22 protein-coding genes are annotated in these 16,364 nt (G+C 30.0%); 12 read left to right on the forward strand and 10 right to left on the reverse strand.

Annotation, left to right across the window (positions count from 1 at the left end; translation table 11 throughout):
* Positions 1–161: 161 nt before the first annotated feature.
* The 4 genes from JJ847_06060 to JJ847_06075 all read right to left on the reverse strand — a co-directional run bounded on the left by JJ847_06060 (position 162) and on the right by JJ847_06075 (position 1,158).
* Positions 162–416: a hypothetical protein gene (locus tag JJ847_06060; protein ID MBO6960445.1), complete on the reverse strand. Its 255-nt coding sequence runs from the start codon at positions 414–416 to the stop codon at positions 162–164.
* Positions 416–643 (reverse strand): hypothetical protein, encoded by a 228-nt coding sequence (locus JJ847_06065; GenBank protein ID MBO6960446.1) that lies wholly within the window; start codon positions 641–643, stop codon positions 416–418. The genes JJ847_06060 and JJ847_06065 overlap by 1 nt, the downstream gene beginning before the upstream one ends.
* Positions 644–733: 90 nt before the next feature.
* On the reverse strand, positions 734–889 hold the full coding sequence (locus JJ847_06070; protein MBO6960447.1) for a hypothetical protein: 156 nt from the start codon (positions 887–889) through the stop codon (positions 734–736).
* A gap of 17 nt (positions 890–906) precedes the next feature.
* Positions 907–1,158 (reverse strand): molecular chaperone DnaJ, encoded by a 252-nt coding sequence (locus JJ847_06075; GenBank protein ID MBO6960448.1) that lies wholly within the window; start codon positions 1,156–1,158, stop codon positions 907–909.
* 952 nt (positions 1,159–2,110) lie between these two features.
* Here JJ847_06075 and JJ847_06080 point away from each other — a divergent pair.
* Together JJ847_06080 and JJ847_06085 are read left to right on the forward strand one after the other, a co-directional pair.
* Positions 2,111–2,347 carry a hypothetical protein gene (locus JJ847_06080; GenBank protein MBO6960449.1) on the forward strand — a complete coding sequence of 79 codons (237 nt, stop codon included), beginning with the start codon at positions 2,111–2,113 and terminating at the stop codon, positions 2,345–2,347.
* A 22-nt stretch (positions 2,348–2,369) separates the two neighbouring features.
* The gene (locus JJ847_06085; GenBank protein ID MBO6960450.1) at positions 2,370–2,612 is read left to right on the forward strand and encodes a hypothetical protein; all 243 of its coding nucleotides are present in this window, start codon (positions 2,370–2,372) and stop codon (positions 2,610–2,612) included.
* A 20-nt stretch (positions 2,613–2,632) separates the two neighbouring features.
* Here JJ847_06085 and JJ847_06090 read toward each other — a convergent pair whose 3' ends face one another.
* Both JJ847_06090 and JJ847_06095 read right to left on the reverse strand, forming a co-directional pair.
* On the reverse strand, positions 2,633–2,824 hold the full coding sequence (locus JJ847_06090) for a hypothetical protein (protein ID MBO6960451.1): 192 nt from the start codon (positions 2,822–2,824) through the stop codon (positions 2,633–2,635).
* A gap of 98 nt (positions 2,825–2,922) precedes the next feature.
* On the reverse strand, positions 2,923–3,234 hold the full coding sequence (locus JJ847_06095) for a DUF3303 domain-containing protein (protein MBO6960452.1): 312 nt from the start codon (positions 3,232–3,234) through the stop codon (positions 2,923–2,925).
* A 283-nt stretch (positions 3,235–3,517) separates the two neighbouring features.
* Between JJ847_06095 and JJ847_06100 the strand changes: the two genes are divergently transcribed.
* The 10 genes from JJ847_06100 (at position 3,518) to JJ847_06145 (ending at position 10,901) form a co-directional block, all read left to right on the forward strand.
* Complete coding sequence (locus JJ847_06100) at positions 3,518–3,901, forward strand: DUP family protein (GenBank protein MBO6960453.1); 384 nt, start codon at positions 3,518–3,520, stop codon at positions 3,899–3,901.
* Positions 3,902–3,997: 96 nt separating this feature from the next.
* Positions 3,998–4,135: a hypothetical protein gene (locus tag JJ847_06105; GenBank protein MBO6960454.1), complete on the forward strand. Its 138-nt coding sequence runs from the start codon at positions 3,998–4,000 to the stop codon at positions 4,133–4,135.
* Positions 4,136–4,257: 122 nt separating this feature from the next.
* On the forward strand, positions 4,258–4,611 hold the full coding sequence (locus tag JJ847_06110) for a DUF1499 domain-containing protein (GenBank protein MBO6960455.1): 354 nt from the start codon (positions 4,258–4,260) through the stop codon (positions 4,609–4,611).
* Positions 4,612–5,003: 392 nt separating this feature from the next.
* A complete protein-coding gene (locus tag JJ847_06115; GenBank protein ID MBO6960456.1) occupies positions 5,004–6,059 on the forward strand; it encodes a potassium channel protein in 1,056 nt (351 codons plus the stop codon).
* Positions 6,060–6,113: 54 nt separating this feature from the next.
* Positions 6,114–6,467 (forward strand): c-type cytochrome, encoded by a 354-nt coding sequence (locus tag JJ847_06120; protein MBO6960457.1) that lies wholly within the window; start codon positions 6,114–6,116, stop codon positions 6,465–6,467.
* A 169-nt stretch (positions 6,468–6,636) separates the two neighbouring features.
* The gene (gene pstS, locus JJ847_06125) at positions 6,637–7,608 is read left to right on the forward strand and encodes a phosphate ABC transporter substrate-binding protein PstS (protein MBO6960458.1); all 972 of its coding nucleotides are present in this window, start codon (positions 6,637–6,639) and stop codon (positions 7,606–7,608) included.
* Between the two features lie 105 nt (positions 7,609–7,713).
* The gene (pstC, locus tag JJ847_06130; GenBank protein ID MBO6960459.1) at positions 7,714–8,661 is read left to right on the forward strand and encodes a phosphate ABC transporter permease subunit PstC; all 948 of its coding nucleotides are present in this window, start codon (positions 7,714–7,716) and stop codon (positions 8,659–8,661) included.
* Positions 8,662–8,667: 6 nt separating this feature from the next.
* Complete coding sequence (gene pstA, locus JJ847_06135; GenBank protein ID MBO6960460.1) at positions 8,668–9,561, forward strand: phosphate ABC transporter permease PstA; 894 nt, start codon at positions 8,668–8,670, stop codon at positions 9,559–9,561.
* Positions 9,562–10,371, forward strand: a complete 810-nt coding sequence (locus tag JJ847_06140) for a phosphate ABC transporter ATP-binding protein (protein MBO6960461.1) — start codon at positions 9,562–9,564, stop codon at positions 10,369–10,371.
* A 383-nt stretch (positions 10,372–10,754) separates the two neighbouring features.
* Entirely contained in the window at positions 10,755–10,901 is a 147-nt protein-coding gene (locus JJ847_06145) for a hypothetical protein (GenBank protein MBO6960462.1), read from the forward strand.
* A gap of 184 nt (positions 10,902–11,085) precedes the next feature.
* Here the strand turns inward: JJ847_06145 and JJ847_06150 are convergent, their stop codons facing one another.
* The 4 genes from JJ847_06150 to JJ847_06165 all read right to left on the reverse strand — a co-directional run bounded on the left by JJ847_06150 (position 11,086) and on the right by JJ847_06165 (position 16,363).
* On the reverse strand, positions 11,086–11,388 hold the full coding sequence (locus JJ847_06150; GenBank protein MBO6960463.1) for a hypothetical protein: 303 nt from the start codon (positions 11,386–11,388) through the stop codon (positions 11,086–11,088).
* Between the two features lie 206 nt (positions 11,389–11,594).
* Positions 11,595–12,239, reverse strand: coding sequence for a ligase-associated DNA damage response endonuclease PdeM (pdeM, locus tag JJ847_06155; protein ID MBO6960464.1), 645 nt, complete (start codon positions 12,237–12,239; stop codon positions 11,595–11,597).
* Entirely contained in the window at positions 12,240–14,726 is a 2,487-nt protein-coding gene (locus JJ847_06160) for a ligase-associated DNA damage response DEXH box helicase (protein MBO6960465.1), read from the reverse strand. It lies immediately after the preceding gene.
* On the reverse strand, positions 14,723–16,363 hold the full coding sequence (locus JJ847_06165; protein MBO6960466.1) for an ATP-dependent DNA ligase: 1,641 nt from the start codon (positions 16,361–16,363) through the stop codon (positions 14,723–14,725). Before JJ847_06165 ends, JJ847_06160 begins: the two co-directional genes overlap by 4 nt.
* Position 16,364 lies beyond the last annotated feature (1 nt).

Below are 16,364 nucleotides of genomic sequence, written 5' to 3' on the forward strand. Positions count from 1 at the left end.
AAAAAAGATAAAGTGCTTACCAAAGCTATTAAGTACCACCCAGCTGAGGAGTTGCTTGTTACTTCTGTCATTTATTTTGATTTGTCGGAGGAATTGATTATTTGAGTGAAAATCAAAATTGATATTATTAAAAAAACTAAAAGAATGTAAGTTACGTTCATTTATAGAAAAATGCTAATTATCAAAAAGATTATTCCTAGAACTACCGTAACAATAGCTCCATCTACTAATAGGTCTTTCCATGTATAACTTTTAAGCATCCTTTTTTTATCTTCTTCATTCATAAGGTTTTTTAACCACGTCCAATCTAAAAGCTGTGTCAATGCAACTCCAAAAATTAAATGACCAATCAAAATACCAATTAGATCAATTCTAGAAATATCTTTAGTGAGGTTTGTAATAATAAAAAAATTCACTAGCTTTTTTCTTTATTAGATAAGGCACCACCTTCTTCTTTATATTTTTCCCAAGCTTCGCTTATTTTTGCTTTAGAGAAATTTTGTTTCCCCTCAGAGAATTTATTCTTGAGGTTATTAAAACTATTAGTCAGCTCTTTTTTTGTTGGTTCATCAAGAAAGTTTGATGTTAATTTCCATAAATACCAGCTACTAGCTAGAAGAAGAATTAATCCTAGTAATTGCATATTTGTTTTTTACTATGCTACAACTTTTTAAATGGTTTCGATAAATTAATTTATTTAATATTAAAAGAAACTTTTTGATATTAATCAAAATTAAAACTTTAACCAGTGGAAAAACACTCTATCCAGTAACCATATAGTTAAACCCCCTTCTAGGAAAGCCAACCAATACATACCATAATCAGACAATCCCATTTGTTCCTTGACTGTTTTAATTAATTTTTTGTGGGCTTTGATGAGATCTATCATTAATAATCAAAATTTTTTTAAACTTGTTGAATTTCTTTAACTAAAAAACCCTTTCCATAGCAAGATAGACACGTTTTAGTCTCATCTAATGAAATTCTTAGGAAACCTGCTCCATTACATCTGAAGCAATTTACTTTAGAAGTTGAATAAAGTTTTGACTTAATTTTAGCAGCACGGTTTAAATAGGAAATAGTTTCTTTACGACCGTTTGCTTGAGTAGCTTTATTTAAAAGCTTTTTGTAATTGACTTTTAGTTCTTTGGTATTCATATTTGATAGAAATAATTATTCGAATACATGGAAAATAGTTATTTATATGATTTAAAAAAAAGAATTTTCCTTTTATATTTCTTATCTGATCTCTTATTGAGATTTAAATAATATAACTAGGATTTGTTTTATATGTTTAGTATCTGCATTAATATTTTGTATATTTAATAGAAATTTTATATTTGACAATCTGAAAGTATTTTGGGTAATAATTCAAGAAGAATTTATTATTTAATCCCAGGTGGGAATTTTCGAAATTTGTTATTTAAAAAACATTTTAAGCTCTATTAAATCATCCAGCCTTTTTGAGATTTTTAACTAAAAAATCATTTTCATTAGTAAGGACTTTTAGCTTTGATTTCTCCAACTCTTTTTTTATTTCTGGCTTTAAATCCTTTTTAGTCTCATTAAGATACATAGGATTTACACATAGTAATTATTTAAAAGACAGTAAAAATCATAGTGATCCCAAACAAATATTGTGGATAGTTTTTTCTTAAAAGAAGATAATATTTTATTTTGCACATAGAACTTCAAATTTAATCAACATATTGTGGAAAACCCTGTTGAAAAACGCTTAAAAAGTGGATAACTCTTCGGGAGCATTATCAAAACAAGCTTTTCTGCAATAATTTTAAGTATTAATACTTCATCAAAAAAATTTTAAATGTAGTTTAAAAAGTATCAAAATCTCAGTTTATAACTGTGGGATCATTACTTTTTTAAAAAAGATAGAAAATCCATTCCAAGAGGACATGTTGATAAAGAATTTTAAAAAAATCTTTTCATGATGTATCAATTTGAAAATTAAAGTGAAGAAAAATCAATCTAAACTTGAAATTTTTAATTTTTGCCTTAGTCGGTCAAAAAATATTTATTTCGGTTTTCTCTATGAAAATATTTCACAAATCCAAAATTAATCTAATAAATTTTATTAAGTTAAAAATTTAAAATGTCAGAAGAAAAAAAGGATTCAAAAAAGTGTTCTGGAAAGAAAAACATAATGTTTGCTTATGGTTTTATACAACTCGGCTCTAGTTTTGTCTCTGCTGTAGCGTTGGCTGCGATTGCTTTTGGATTCTGTTCAGTAAAAAAAGAGTCTAAGCTTTTCAATAAATGTGTTGCCGAAATTATCGAAGACGGTGGTACTAATTCAGAGGCTGTAAGGTACTGTAATGGGGGCAATTAAAAGTCTCACACAGAACAATTAAATGGATTCGACAAGTGATTTGATTTTTGACTCTTTGAAAGAGGAGCCAATTGGAGAGACTAATCATTTTATTTGGTTCATAACAGATATTGGCATTGTTGCTCTATTCAAAAACGATGAGAACTTTGAAACTTACAATTCGAATGTCGAAATTGAGGCAAATAAAATTGCTTTGGATATAACTAAAGAAGAGAAAGAACACTTCAAAATAAAAGAGAGACAACTGTTCTTGTTTTATTCATAACCTAGGATTTAGTTCTTGATTTAATAAGATGGCTCAAGGTTAATGGCAGGCTCTACAAAATTGTTTTCGCTAATTAATTCGTAAGTTAGCTCTTTATTTAGGGCATTTATATAAGATGTATAAAGCTTTCCCCAAACAAATTCAAATTCGTCTTTACTTAAATTCTTGAAAAGAATTTCTCCTTTGAAGTAAATGTGATAAGAATCATTCATTATGGGAAAATAATCTTTCCCTTTTTAACGTAGTGAAATATTTATGTAGTATTAGGTGCTACTAAAAAGAAATTTATATTTAGGAGTTAGAAATACATTTAAACTAACCTTGTATTCATTTTTTGTTTTTTGAATAATCCGACTGTCTCATCAAGATCCATACACGGCTGAATACTTATATCCATTAACCTTCTCCATGGATGCCATTGCTTCCAAATTGTCTCAAGAGAATCTGCACTCACTACAGAATGTCCAATCCCATTTTGAACCATAAAAATCCAAGAATGAACCTCATAGTTTTCAGGTCTGTTTTGGGGACCACCTGATTCGTACCAATTAATTAGCATTTCTGCCCCCTCTTCTTGATCCTCGCCATCTGTAAATTCGTAGGAAATCAAATACCTTTGCATATAGATTATTTTAAAAATCTCTAAACTATCTTAACTCTAGATTTAGATATTGCCTCCCATTTTAATTAATGCTATGAAGTTTATAGAAGTGATTGTTTTAAATGACAGAAAGATTTGGGAAAATTAAAAATAATATTTGGACTAATTTATCTTTTATAAATAAGAAAATCTTGAAGTATTTTCAAAACCATGATCTCTTCGTATAGCTTCAGTTAACAGATAAAATTTGATACTTTTGTAAATACCTTATATTAGTTACCATATTTGTACTTTATAGATACCAATGATAAATAAAAAGGATAAAAGCGATCCGATTGATAATTTAGAGTATGAAAAAGTTCTAGAAGAAGAAATAATTAATTCGTACGAAAGTAAATTTCAGAAAGATACTGAAGAAGATAGAAAAAAGATTAAATTTTACAGACTTAAAAGAACTCCATTAGAAATATTAAATAGGTCATTTTTCTTTTTCTTTATCGGAAGTTTTCTTTTCTCTTTGTTTTTAGCTTATTCAGAAAGTAAATTATGGTTCATACTTTATGTAATAAGTGCATTGTCTTGTGTTTTCTATACCCCTAATAGAAAAGCACTTAAAGAATTAATAGCAGCTTGGCCAAATATAGTGGATCTCATTAAAGGAAGGAGTTTGTGGAGAAAAGGTAAGTAAATAGATTATGAAACCGTTAAATGCATTTAAAAAGTGGTTATTAAATATTCTTGTGCCATACATTGAAGGTACCAACAAGAAAAAAGAGGATAAAAAATGAGTTTAATAAAGGTTGTAATTATTGTTGAAATTTTTTTGGTTGTGGGAGTTCTTTTATGGGTTAGGAAACTAAATAGTAAACAAAGTAGGCAACCATCTCTATCAAAAAAAACAATAAAAAATCTTAAATTTTAGAATTTTGATCACAAAATAAGGAATCTTTATAAAGAGATCAAATTTATGGGGATAATTCTTTACTTTTTCCTCTCACTTTGTATGCGAAATAGGTTAGAACATCTACATCATTATTAAAAATTATGGTTTCTTCCATCCAAGGTCTTGCTCCAATAACTAATCCATTGAATAGCGTCTTAGTAGAAAAGAAACTTATAAATGTTGATCAAAAGTTTATTCAACTTGTTTCTTTGGCTGAAGGTTTACCTCGTACAGAAGTTATTGAAAGTGGTAGAAATTATTGGAGAGGTGTTTGTAGAAGCTTGATTTTTAGATTTCCAGATGACCTCGAAATTTTAAAGCTTGATGTAAGAAGTTATGTAGACAGATCAAAAGGAATAATCCAAATAAGATCTGCATCAAGAATAGGGCAATCAGATTTAGGTGTTAATTTAAGAAGAGTGGAATACTTATTTAATCAATTAGAAAAACTTTAATTAATCTGTTTTTTATAAATTTAAGGTTCTTTTTACTAAATAGTTGTGCTTTAATTCATAAGAATATTTGAATTGCCATGGTAAAGATAATCTTAATTGGAATTATTGTTGCGCTTGTATATTCTCAACCTGACCTTCGTCTTACAGTCGCTGATTGGTTAAAAGCAGCCTCTGATTTTCTTATTGAATCAGTACAAGTAAAACCTTGAATTAATTTTTAATGAAGCATTAAAAAAGACCTGAGACAGTAATCATTTGTTTAATGCATACAGCTACGAAAATAAATATTATTATCCTGCTTAATATGTAATTCACTTAAACAAATAAATAGTTTTAGGAACATAATAGAAAATTTTTTTGAAATTTTTGAATAGTTAACGATAATAAGGGATATGAAGCTTAGATTATTTGAGTTCTATTTTATTAAAGACTATTTAAGGCCTTGGTTTGGTCTTATTTATTCTTTATTCTTTCTGTTTTTTTTAGGTGCAATTGGTTATCGAATAACAGAGGGGTGGGAATGGAGTGATTGCTTATGGATGGTTCTGATCACAATAACCACTATTGGTTTTGGAGAAGTTCAACCTTTAACTCCTGAAGGCAGGATCGTAACTGTTTTAGTAATCGTTGGCGGATTGATCTTTATTCAATTTACTTTTCAAAAAGCTGTTAGATTATTCGAATCTGGCTATTTTCAAAGAGTAAACGAATTACGTTTTAAAAGAATTCTTAGAAAAATGGAAAATCATGTAATTTTGTGCGGATATGGGAGGGTAGGACAGGAAATTTCTAACCAAATAAAAACTCAAAACATTCCTATTATCGTTGTTGAGAGCGATGAAGATAGAAAAAAGATTGCTGAAGAAAATGGTTTAGAAGTGCTTTGTGCTGATGCGACTCTTGATGAGACTTTAAAACTGGCAGGATTAGAAAAATGCAAAAGTTTGGTTGTTACCTTACCTAATGATGCTGCAAATTTATATGTAGTTTTAAGTGCTAAAGGTATAAGAGGTTCTATAAGAGTAATTGCAAGAGCTGGAACTGAAGAGGCCGCAAGTAAGTTGAGATTAGCTGGGGCAAGTATAGTTGTAAGCCCTTATATAGCTGCAGGAAGAGCAATGGCATCAATGGCTTTAAGACCTATCGCTATTGACTTTCTTGATCTGCTTGCAGGAAGTGAATGTGAAATTGAAGAATTTGAATTAAGTAATGATATTAGTCTTTTTGAAACTGCAGAGAAAAGATCACTTTCTGAACTTGGAATTGGTAAAAAGAGTGGGGCTAAAATATTAGCTATTAAAGAAAATGAAAAGTTGTTTACTAATCCTGGAGGTAATTTCATACTTCAGCCAGGTCAAGTATTAATAGCATTTGGTAGTAAAGAACAACTAAATATTTTGAACGGATTATTAGGAAATCTTGTTGTAGCAGTAGAGTTATTAAAATAGATAGATCGAGATTCAGAATTAATTGCTAAATTGACTGTGGGTGGAGTAAATCAAATGAAAATATTTAAATATCTACTTGTAATTCCTGTAATAACTTTAATGATTATTTTTCAAACCTCTTTGCAAAATAGATATTTAATGGCCTCTGATATTAGAGATGGAGAGACAATTTTTAGAAATGTTTGTGCAGGCTGCCATGTAAGAGGTGGATCAGTCGTTCTTAAAGGATCTAAATCATTAAAACTTTACGACCTTGAAAAAAGAGGAATAGCAGATGTTAATTCAATAACAAAAATCGCTAATGATGGGATTGGTTTTATGAAAGGTTATAAAAATAAATTGAAGGATGGTGAGGATAAGGTTCTTGCACAGTGGATTATTCAAAATGCAGAAAAGGGTTGGGAATAAATGAAAAGCGTACTTCTTGCAAAGTTTTTACTTCTATTAGCTGAGCTCTTAATGCCGATATATCCATAATAATTTTATATATCAAAATAATTTGATTTACTTATCTTTTAATTTTTAAATTACCTCTTGGCTGTAATTTATATTTAACAGATTTATTTCTCATTACAAATTGGGTATTTTAAAAAAAATCCTTATTTTCTCTTCTGCTATCTCATTAGTTCTCTCTCAAGATGCGATTGCTTCAAAAAGATTGAGCGGAGCAGGTGCTACATTTCCCTCGAAAATTTATACTAGGTGGTTTTTTGACTTGGCGAAATCCGGTGGACCAAGGGTTAATTACCAGGCAGTTGGTTCGGGCTCTGGAAGAAAAGCTTTTATAGACCAAACCGTAAACTTTGGTGCTTCTGATGATCCTATGAAGGCTAAGGATATAGAAAAGGTATCAAGAGGTTTAGTACAGATTCCTATGGTTGGAGGAACTATTGCTTTTGGTTATAACTATGATTGCGATTTGAAACTTACTCAAGAGCAAGCAGTACGAGTTGCAATGGGTATGGTTAAAAACTGGAAAGAATTAGGCTGTAAATCAGGAAAGTTAACTTGGACACATCGTTCTGATGGTTCAGGAACTACTAAGGCTTTCACAAACTCTATGGAAGCATTTTCTCCAACATGGAATTTAGGAACTGGTAAATCAGTTAAGTGGCCAGCAGGCGTTGGAGCAAAAGGTAATTCTGGTGTTGCAGGTGTAATTCAAAACACTCCAGGCGCAATTGGTTATGTAAATCAGTCATATATTAAAGGTAATGTTAAGGCTGCTGCACTTCAAAATCTTTCAGGGGAGTTTATAAAACCATCTGCAGAAGCAGGAGCTAAGGCTCTTAATGGTATTACTTTAGATGAAAATCTTGCTGGTAAAAATCCTAATCCAACGGCGAAAGGAGCGTACCCTATTGCTTCATTGACATGGATACTTGCTTACGAAAAAGGTAATGGTAGAAATACTAAAGCAATCAAACAAGCCTTTAATACATTGTTAAGTGATGAGTATCAAGATAAGGCTTCATCCCTTGGATTTATCCCCTTAAAAGGGAACATCCTTTTGAAATCAAGAGCTGCCGTTGAAAAAATAGGTAGTTAAATTTTTAAATAGATGTCAAATTATCATGACTTTCATATACCTTTAAGTCGTCTTAAAGTCTTTTACAGCATTTAGTAGTAGATTTATAGAGATATTCTTTTTTTAATGGAAGAGAAATTAACTCTTTTCAAGAATCGTAAAAGATTCGGTATCGAAAAAAATATTGATATTATCTTCAAGAATACTGCTCTAGTCTTGTCTAGTTTCGTAGCAATAATACTTTTAGGAATAATTTTAGTAGTCTTTTTTCAGTCATTTGAATCCTTTTCAAGGTATGGTTTGAAGTTTCTCGTAACCTCTGAATGGAATCCAGTAAAAGATGAATACGGAGCTTTTACTGCAATATATGGCACATTAGTAACCTCATTTCTTTCGTTATTAATAACTATCCCTTTGGGCGTTGGAACTGCAATATTTATTACCGAAGACTTTGTACCGAAAGTTTTTAGAGAAATAATAGGTTCCTTTGTTGAATTATTAGCGGCTATTCCATCGGTTGTATTGGGACTTTGGGCAATATTTGTCATGGAACCTTTTTTTAGAGCCTTTTTTGTCTTTTTACACAATATCTTTGGTTGGATACCTTTATTTAGTACAGAACCTACAGGCAGGAATTCTTTGTTAGCAATATTGATTTTAGTAGTAATGCTTTTGCCAATAGTGACCTCCATTGCAAGGGATTCACTTAATCAGGTTCCTAAAAAGCTTAGAAATGCAGCCTATGGAATTGGAGCAAGTAGATGGAAAACAATATTTTCAGTGATTTTGCCGGCAGCGTTATCAGGAATTATGGCAGGTGTTCTTCTTGCTTTAGGTAGAGCAATGGGAGAAACAATGGCTGTAACTATGATTATTGGTAATTCCAATGCATTTAGTTGGTCTCTATTATCTCCTGGATATACCATTTCCTCCATGCTCGCAAACCAGTTTGGTGAAGCTGATGGAAGTCAGGTTTCGTCACTATTTTATGCGGCTTTTGTACTGATGATCCTATCTTTAGTGGTGAATATCTTTGCGCAATGGCTAGTTAAGAAATTTAGTCTCAAATATTAGATAATTATGAATTCACTTTATTACCAGAAAAGATTATCAAGAAATATAGGAGATAAATTCTTTACTTCTTTATCAGTAATTTGTGCATTGATCGCAATACTTCCTTTGATTTTTCTAGTGACTTACATTCTTATTAAAGGTGGATCTCAAATTACACCAGAATTATTTACTTTGGAACCAAATCCTCCCGGAGATGATTTTGATGCAGGAGGTATTAATCCGGCATTAATAGGGACATTAATAATAACTACCATTGCTTCAATTATTGCAATACCAGTAGGTGTTGGTGGTGGAATATATCTAGCGGAATATTCTAAGGGCGGTGCTTTTTCAAGATTTATAAGATTTGGAGTAAATGTTCTGGCCGGAGTCCCTTCAATAATTGCAGGTGTATTTATTTATGCCTTAATCGTTTCTACAAAGATCTTGTTTGGGAGTATGTACAGTGGCTTGGCTGGAGGAATGGCGCTCTCAATATTAATGTTGCCTACTGTTATTAAGACGACTGATGAAGGTTTAAAGCTGGTGCCAAATGAATTGAGATATGCTTCTCTTGGTGTTGGAGCAAGTATGTATACAACCATATTGAAAGTTACTTTGCCCTCTGCCTTTAGGTCTATTGCAACTGGCGTTGTACTTGGAATCGCGAGGGCTGCAGGTGAAACAGCACCTTTGATATTTACTGCTTTATTCTCTTACTACTACATAACAGGCTTTGGAGACTTATTTTACGAGATGGGTTCTTTAGCTGTATTGATATATAACTTTGCCCTTGAACCTTATGATGCACAGAATAAATTAGCCTGGGCAGCTTCCTTTATTCTTGTTTTGTCGATACTATCAGTAAATATATTTTCAAGGATTTTGGCCGCTTTTACAGAGAAGACTAAGAGAGTATAAATGATTAAAACTAATAAAAAAACACCAAAGAATATCATTTTATCTCTTGAGAATGTTTCTATTAGCTATGGAACTTTTGAAGCAGTAAAAAATGTTTTTTGTAACTTTAAAAAAGGAAATATAACCTCCCTTATTGGCCCCTCCGGTTGTGGTAAATCAACTGTTCTTAGATCATTAAATAGGATGAACGATTTAATACCTAATTGTTCACTGAAAGGAACTGTGTTGTTTGATGGAACTAATATTTATGACAAAAGAGTAGATCCAGTTGAAGTAAGAAGAAGAATTGGAATGGTTTTTCAACAGCCTAATCCTTTTCCTAAATCTATCTACGAAAATATCGCATTTGGAGCAAGAATTAATGGCTTTACGGGAGATATGGATGAATTAGTTGAAAGTTCACTAAGAAAAGCTGCTTTATGGGATGAATGTAAGGATAAATTAAATGATAGTGGTTACTCTTTATCTGGAGGACAGCAACAAAGACTATGTATAGCAAGAACCATCGCAATTGAACCCGAAATAATTCTGATGGATGAGCCATGCTCAGCTTTAGATCCAATCTCTACTTTAAAAATAGAAGAGACGATGCATGAACTTAAGAAGAATTACACAATAATAATCGTTACCCATAATATGCAACAGGCATTAAGAGTTAGTGATATGACTGCATTTTTTAATGCTATTGAATATGAAGATGGTGATGGAGGAAAGGTTGGTTATCTTGCCGAATTTAATTCGACAAAGAAAATTTTTAACTCTCCAAAGGAAAAAACTACTCAGGAATACATCTCCGGGAAATTTGGTTAATGTTTATTTTTACTTTCAAAAGAAAAATTTTACCTTTAATACTTACTAGGGGTAGACAAACGGTATAAATACCTATATAGTTGTTTTGAATAAATGAATTTGTCGTTGAAAAACTATCCATTTCTACCATTCTTAATTTTTGCAGGAGCTCTATTAACTACTGCGACAATAGGGTTACCTGTTTTTACTTCTTAATTTAAAAAGTTAGTTTAGGTGACCTTATGATTTCATTAATAAAAGATTTAAATAGAAGTGCATATAAAAAAATGATAAGAGAATATTTATTTGACTTTATGAAAAAAAGAGAGAATATGAATTTGTGTGGGAGTGAAATTCTGTATTTAAACCTTTTTTAAAGGTTTTTCATTTCTAATTTATTTATTATGGATAAAACTAAAGAACAATTAGAAAAATTAAGAGAGGTAGCTGAAGCATCTTTAACAAAGACAGATGAGCTTCAAAAAGTTCTTGCTCAGATTGAAGCGTTAATGTCTAGGGAAGAATCACAAACGTTATCAAAGAAGAAATAATAATTAAAAAAATTCTTTTTGTTTTTGTATTTTTAATCACATCTACTTGATTTTATTGTAGTTATCAATAAATTATACAGAACCCGTTCCAAAGCTTTCTGTTAGGTCTCGAGGTCTCACCTTCTTAAAGTAAAAGACCTCTTTAATCTTTTACATTTATTTATTTAGTTAGAAAAGGTACTCTTTAGTTAACAATTTTATAGATTTCTTTCTTGCAAACGTTTACATCAAATAATTCTGTATTAACAATCTCGATCCCTGTTTTTTCTGTTACTTTAACAGTAGCATTGCATTCATCTTGTTTAAGAGCTAGATAACTTGGTTTTTTATTGTTTAAATCTAATTCTATATCCGATTCAGAATCTTCTTTATATTGTTCCATTACCAAGGTAAGTGCCTCTATCTCAACAGAAAAATTCTCATTTGCATTTGTTCCAAATGGAATGATAAGAATTGGAAATAAAATAGTGGATAATAATTTTTTCATTTCCAAAAAAAGCGTCTATTTTTTTTATAGCGTAAATCTCTTGTTTGTGAAGTGGGGGTCCTAAACATATCTTTCAAGAGAATCGTTCTAGAGTGAGTAACAATACCTAAAAGACTAATTGATAGGTTTATTAATTGAGAGTTTTAAGTATAAATTGGCATATATATTTGAAAAATTTGATGTACTTTTTAATCATATTCAATAATCTAAATTTCAAGAATTTCTTTTTCAGATATGATTGCCCATTTCTTAAATGATTTTTTACAAGGGTACCCACCTGTTAAATCTCCAAATGCAGGCATATATAAAGTATTTTTTTTGGTATCCATAGCAAAACATCTAAAAGATAACTTATCTCCATTGTTTTTTAAATAAATTTTAGGATGATAATGTCCACAAATATTTAAAGTTTTATTATTAACTAAATTAATGGGCTCATGGCTTAGAGTAATATTTTTAGTTTTTCTAATATCAAATACTTTTAAATTTTTTATTTTGCATCCCATATCATGGTTTCCTAGAACGAGTTCAATGTTAGTTTTTAGAAGTCCAGGAAGATCTTCAACTTTTTTTTGCAGGTTTTTATCTATTGAATATTTGCTGTGGAATAAATCTCCTAAAATAATTAACTTTTCAGGATTATATTTTTTTACTATTCTTTTAATTCTTGCAAAATTATTTTCATCTGAATTATTTGTCAAAGGAATTCCATTTTGTTGGAAATATTCTGCTTTGCCAAGATGAATATCGCATATTAACAATTCTTTTGTTTCAGGTAGAAATAATGATCTTGATGAAAGCATTTCTAATAATGTATCTTCCCAGTAAAATTTAATAGAACTTTTTTCCATTTAATCACTAAAATTTTTTATGAGTTTTTCTACTCTTTTTTCTAGTGGTTCATTACTTAAAGTATTTTTAAGTCTCTCAACTAATAAAGGGAAGGCAAAAGGAGTTGGATTTTTTATTTCGTTTATAATTATTTTTAAATTTTTTAATCTTTCTAATGATTTAGATATTCTTTTATTTTCTAATTGATAATCTTTTACTTCTTGATGTGATTGTTTTATCAAAAGATGATCTTCTTCGTATTTTGTAAAAACATCGTAAAAAAGACTTGAACTTATTTGAAGTTGAGATGATGTTTTTTTCTTACTAGGATTATTTTGATTTACTAGTCCACTTATTTGGGCAATATTTTTAAATCTACGTTTTGTTAATTCTGAAAAATTGATTGCATTTTCCAGATCCTCTTCCAATCTTTTGCAATCCAAAAAGTAATTAGTTTCTTTTTTTATTATTGAAAAATCATAGTCGTCTGATGTAGTTAGGCTGAACCCAAAATCATTAGTAGCAATACTAAATGTAGATTGTCTTAATTTTGCTAACCTTGAAGCCCATAGAAATGCAATCCCTTCATTTACAAATTTGCCATCTAGAGTAAATACAAAAAGATTTGAAAAATCTTTTGTTTTATATATTTCTAAAAGGAATTCATCTTTCTTAGGAATATTTGACAGGACCTTTTGTTTCTTTAATATTGGGCCTAATGAATTTATTTCTGGATTTAAGTATTCATAATTTTCAAATTTATTACATAAATCTATTTCTTTCCTCAACTTTTCACTAAGTAGATCAGACATTGCCATTTGACCTCCAACCCATGCAGGAATAAGTGAACTTTTCTTTGATGATTTTTTAACATACAAAATCATATCTTTAATTCTTACGAATTGAAGTATTTTTCCAGCAAAGTAAAAGGTATCGCCTGGATTTAATTTTGAAGCAAAATTTTCTTCTAAATTCCCTAAAGATTTACCTTTTATATATTTAACATTCACAAATTTGTCACTTGTAATGGTCCCAATATTGAACTTGTGCATTCTTATTAAAGATTTATCCTTAACAAAATACTTAAAATTCTTATCGTCTTCTTGTAATTTTTCTTTCTCAATCTTTTTATATTTTGGGTATGCTTTAAGGCATTTTCCTCCATACTCTAAAAAATCAATGCACCATTTCCAGTCATGATCTTTTAAGTTTCTATAACTCCAGCAGTTTTTAATCCTCTCTTTTTCAATCTCTGGATCGAAGCCATTCCCACAGGCAAGACTTATCAGATGTTGAAGCAAAACATCATAAGACAATTCAGGAAGTCTAATTTTTTCAGATATACCACTTTTTATAATTCTTCTCATTGCACTAATCTCTAATAACTCTAAAGAATTAGTGGGCATAAAAATTATTTTTGATTTCCCACCGGGTCTATGAGCACTCCTTCCTGCTCTTTGAATAAGTCTAGCTAGGTTTTTGGCACTGCCAATTTGAACTATTTGATCTACAGGTTGAAAATCAACACCCAAATCTAATGAGCTTGTACATACGACCCATTTTATTAATCCCTCTTTTACGCCTTCTTCAACTTTTTTTCTAGCATCCTTATCAAGGGAGCCGTGATGAAGTGCTATTTTATCTTCCATATCTGGGAGGTTAAATCTAAGACATTGATACCATCTTTCAGATTGATTTCTTGTATTTGTGAATAATAAGGTGCTTTTATTTTTATCCAAGATTTTTAAAAGTGAGGAATGACTCCTAATGCCTAAATGCCCACTCCATGGGAAGGTTGTTTTCTTCTCTGGCAATACACTTAAGATCTCAATTTCTTTTTGGATATTTGTACTAATTATTTTGGGTATTCCCCCATTCATGCCAACTATTGCTCTTGCCGCTTCTTCAATATTTCCTATGGTGGCTGACATTGCCCAAATTTGTAAATTTTTTATATTTCCTCTTAACCAACTTAAGGCTAATTCACACTGGTTACCTCTTTTACTACCCATTAATTCATGCCATTCGTCAATAATTATCGATGACAGATCTTTAAAAAATTTTGTAGATTCTTTACTAGAGAGTAAAAGAGTGAGTGACTCTGGAGTCGTAATAAGAATATTTGGAGGTTTAGATAATTGTTTTTTCTTTTCATATGGACTGGTATCCCCATTTCTAATCTGAACAGTGATTTCTTTGTCAAAATGCAAAGATCCTAGCTGTATGGAATTTTGTAAATCTCTACTTAGTGCTTTTAAAGGCGTTATTAATAATATATTCACACTTTTATTATTTTTAGGATCTTCTAGTTTTGATAGAGGTCCCATTAAGGCAGCATAAGTTTTGCCGCATCCAGTTGGAACTTGTATTATTCCATTCTCCCCATTTAAAAAAGCTTCCCATGATTCAATCTGGTAGGGCAATGGCTCCCATCCATTTATGAAAAAAAACTGTTTAATTTTAGAAATTAAATTACTTTGACTACTATTTTGCGTAATATTATTCATGATATTTTTTTCATCAGTTCATAAGCATTTTCTAGGCTATCTGCATCATGAATTTTTTTATCTTTTCTCCATTTTGTTATTCTTGGAAATCTAACTGCTATTCCTGACTTGTGACGTTTTGAAATTTGTATTTTTTCAAAAGATATTTCGAACACCATTTCTGGTTTCAATGATCTAACAGGACCAAACTTTTCTATTGTATTTTTCCTTATCCATTTATCTAGCTCTTTAATCTCAATATTCGTTAAACCAGAATATGCACTTGCAAATTTTATTAATACTTGATCTTTCCATAAGGCAAAACTGTAGTCTGTATATAGACCAGCTCTTCTGCCGCTACCCCCCTTAGCATAAATTAGAACAGCATCTAGTTGCATAGGATCAACTTTATATTTCCACCAAATACCTTTTTTTCTGCCAGATGCGTATATGGAATTTTTTTTCTTAATTATTAATCCTTCAGTATTATTTTCTCGAGATTTTAATTTATAATTTAAAGCATCAGACCAATCTTTAGGATAGATTAAATCACATATTTTAAAAATATCAGAGATATTATTCTCAGTTTTATTTTTCCATTTTGAAAAATATTTTTCTAATTCAATTCTTCTATTTTCTAATTTAATTTCTCTTATATCTCTTCCATTAATCTCTAAAAGATCATAAGCAATAAAAATAATTGGATATTTTATTTGGATTGATCTAGTAGGAGATTTTCTATTTATTCTTTTTTGAAGTAAAGAAAAATCAAAGGCAATTTGCTCTTTAAAATCCCAAACTAATAATTCCCCATCAAGAACAAAATCATCTTTTATATAGGACATTTTCTCAACTAATTCTGGGAAAGATTCATTTACTAATTCCTGCCCTCTTGTCCATAAAGAAACATTCCCTGCTCTTTTAATTAGTTGAATCCTGATACCGTCGTATTTCCATTCAAATTGAAAATCATTTATTGAATGTTTGGATATTCTATCCTCAAAGGTATTTGCTAAAAGGAATGGAAATGGTTTGGAATTTAATTCTTCAAGATTAATATTTTTGTTAATTAAAAACTCATATGAATTAATTGAAGGCTCAAAATTACCCATCAACCTATGGGAAATAATTTCTTCATCAATATTAATTAGTTTTGATATTGATTTTGTGATTAATCCGATAGATACACCTACTCTAAAAGTTCCTGTAAGAATCTTATTGAAAATTAGATGGTTATCTTCAGGTAATGATTCCCAAATATTTTTAATTTCAAAAATTTTGTCCTTGTCATTAAGTTTAGATAAATCGGGTATTATTTTACTTAGTAATTCATTGAGACTTATATTTGATAATTTCTTATTTTTGGAGGCACTTTTATTTTTAATTAATAACGTCACTACCTCAGCAGAATCACCAACTTTCAAATAACACATATCAATTAACCATTGTGGGTATTCATATATTTGAGAAAACAGATTTTTTAAATATCTTCCACTAATAAATCTCTTTTTACTTTTCCCAGTTAGTAAATATATTGCCCATGAATTATCTATTGGATCATTAGATAAAAAATAATTCTTTAAAACTTCAATTTTATTATTTGTACTATTACATGAATCTAAATCTACAAATAATTCTGAAAAATTTTTTAAGCTCATA

Source organism: Prochlorococcus marinus CUG1438 (assembly GCA_017644325.1).
GTDB lineage: Bacteria > Cyanobacteriota > Cyanobacteriia > PCC-6307 > Cyanobiaceae > Prochlorococcus_A > Prochlorococcus_A marinus_AA.

Excerpts from the sequence above, each read along its gene's own strand:
- pstC (MBO6960459.1), top strand. The coding sequence starts at position 7,714 with ATGGAAGAGAAATTAACTCTTTTCAAGAATCGTAAAAGATTCGGTATC.
- JJ847_06110 (MBO6960455.1), top strand. The coding sequence starts at position 4,258 with ATGGTTTCTTCCATCCAAGGTCTTGCTCCAATAACTAATCCATTGAAT.
- pstA (MBO6960460.1), top strand. The coding sequence starts at position 8,668 with ATGAATTCACTTTATTACCAGAAAAGATTATCAAGAAATATAGGAGAT.
- JJ847_06085 (MBO6960450.1), top strand. The coding sequence starts at position 2,370 with ATGGATTCGACAAGTGATTTGATTTTTGACTCTTTGAAAGAGGAGCCA.
- JJ847_06090 (MBO6960451.1), bottom strand. The coding sequence starts at position 2,824 with ATGAATGATTCTTATCACATTTACTTCAAAGGAGAAATTCTTTTCAAG.
- JJ847_06150 (MBO6960463.1), bottom strand. The coding sequence starts at position 11,388 with ATGAAAAAATTATTATCCACTATTTTATTTCCAATTCTTATCATTCCA.
- JJ847_06115 (MBO6960456.1), top strand. The coding sequence starts at position 5,004 with ATGAAGCTTAGATTATTTGAGTTCTATTTTATTAAAGACTATTTAAGG.
- JJ847_06140 (MBO6960461.1), top strand. The coding sequence starts at position 9,562 with ATGATTAAAACTAATAAAAAAACACCAAAGAATATCATTTTATCTCTT.
- JJ847_06075 (MBO6960448.1), bottom strand. The coding sequence starts at position 1,158 with ATGAATACCAAAGAACTAAAAGTCAATTACAAAAAGCTTTTAAATAAA.
- JJ847_06120 (MBO6960457.1), top strand. The coding sequence starts at position 6,114 with ATGAAAATATTTAAATATCTACTTGTAATTCCTGTAATAACTTTAATG.
- JJ847_06065 (MBO6960446.1), bottom strand. The coding sequence starts at position 643 with ATGCAATTACTAGGATTAATTCTTCTTCTAGCTAGTAGCTGGTATTTA.
- JJ847_06145 (MBO6960462.1), top strand. The coding sequence starts at position 10,755 with ATGGATAAAACTAAAGAACAATTAGAAAAATTAAGAGAGGTAGCTGAA.
- JJ847_06095 (MBO6960452.1), bottom strand. The coding sequence starts at position 3,234 with ATGCAAAGGTATTTGATTTCCTACGAATTTACAGATGGCGAGGATCAA.
- JJ847_06105 (MBO6960454.1), top strand. The coding sequence starts at position 3,998 with ATGAGTTTAATAAAGGTTGTAATTATTGTTGAAATTTTTTTGGTTGTG.
- JJ847_06070 (MBO6960447.1), bottom strand. The coding sequence starts at position 889 with ATGATAGATCTCATCAAAGCCCACAAAAAATTAATTAAAACAGTCAAG.
- pdeM (MBO6960464.1), bottom strand. The coding sequence starts at position 12,239 with ATGGAAAAAAGTTCTATTAAATTTTACTGGGAAGATACATTATTAGAA.
- JJ847_06100 (MBO6960453.1), top strand. The coding sequence starts at position 3,518 with ATGATAAATAAAAAGGATAAAAGCGATCCGATTGATAATTTAGAGTAT.
- JJ847_06165 (MBO6960466.1), bottom strand. The coding sequence starts at position 16,363 with ATGAGCTTAAAAAATTTTTCAGAATTATTTGTAGATTTAGATTCATGT.
- JJ847_06160 (MBO6960465.1), bottom strand. The coding sequence starts at position 14,726 with ATGAATAATATTACGCAAAATAGTAGTCAAAGTAATTTAATTTCTAAA.
- JJ847_06080 (MBO6960449.1), top strand. The coding sequence starts at position 2,111 with ATGTCAGAAGAAAAAAAGGATTCAAAAAAGTGTTCTGGAAAGAAAAAC.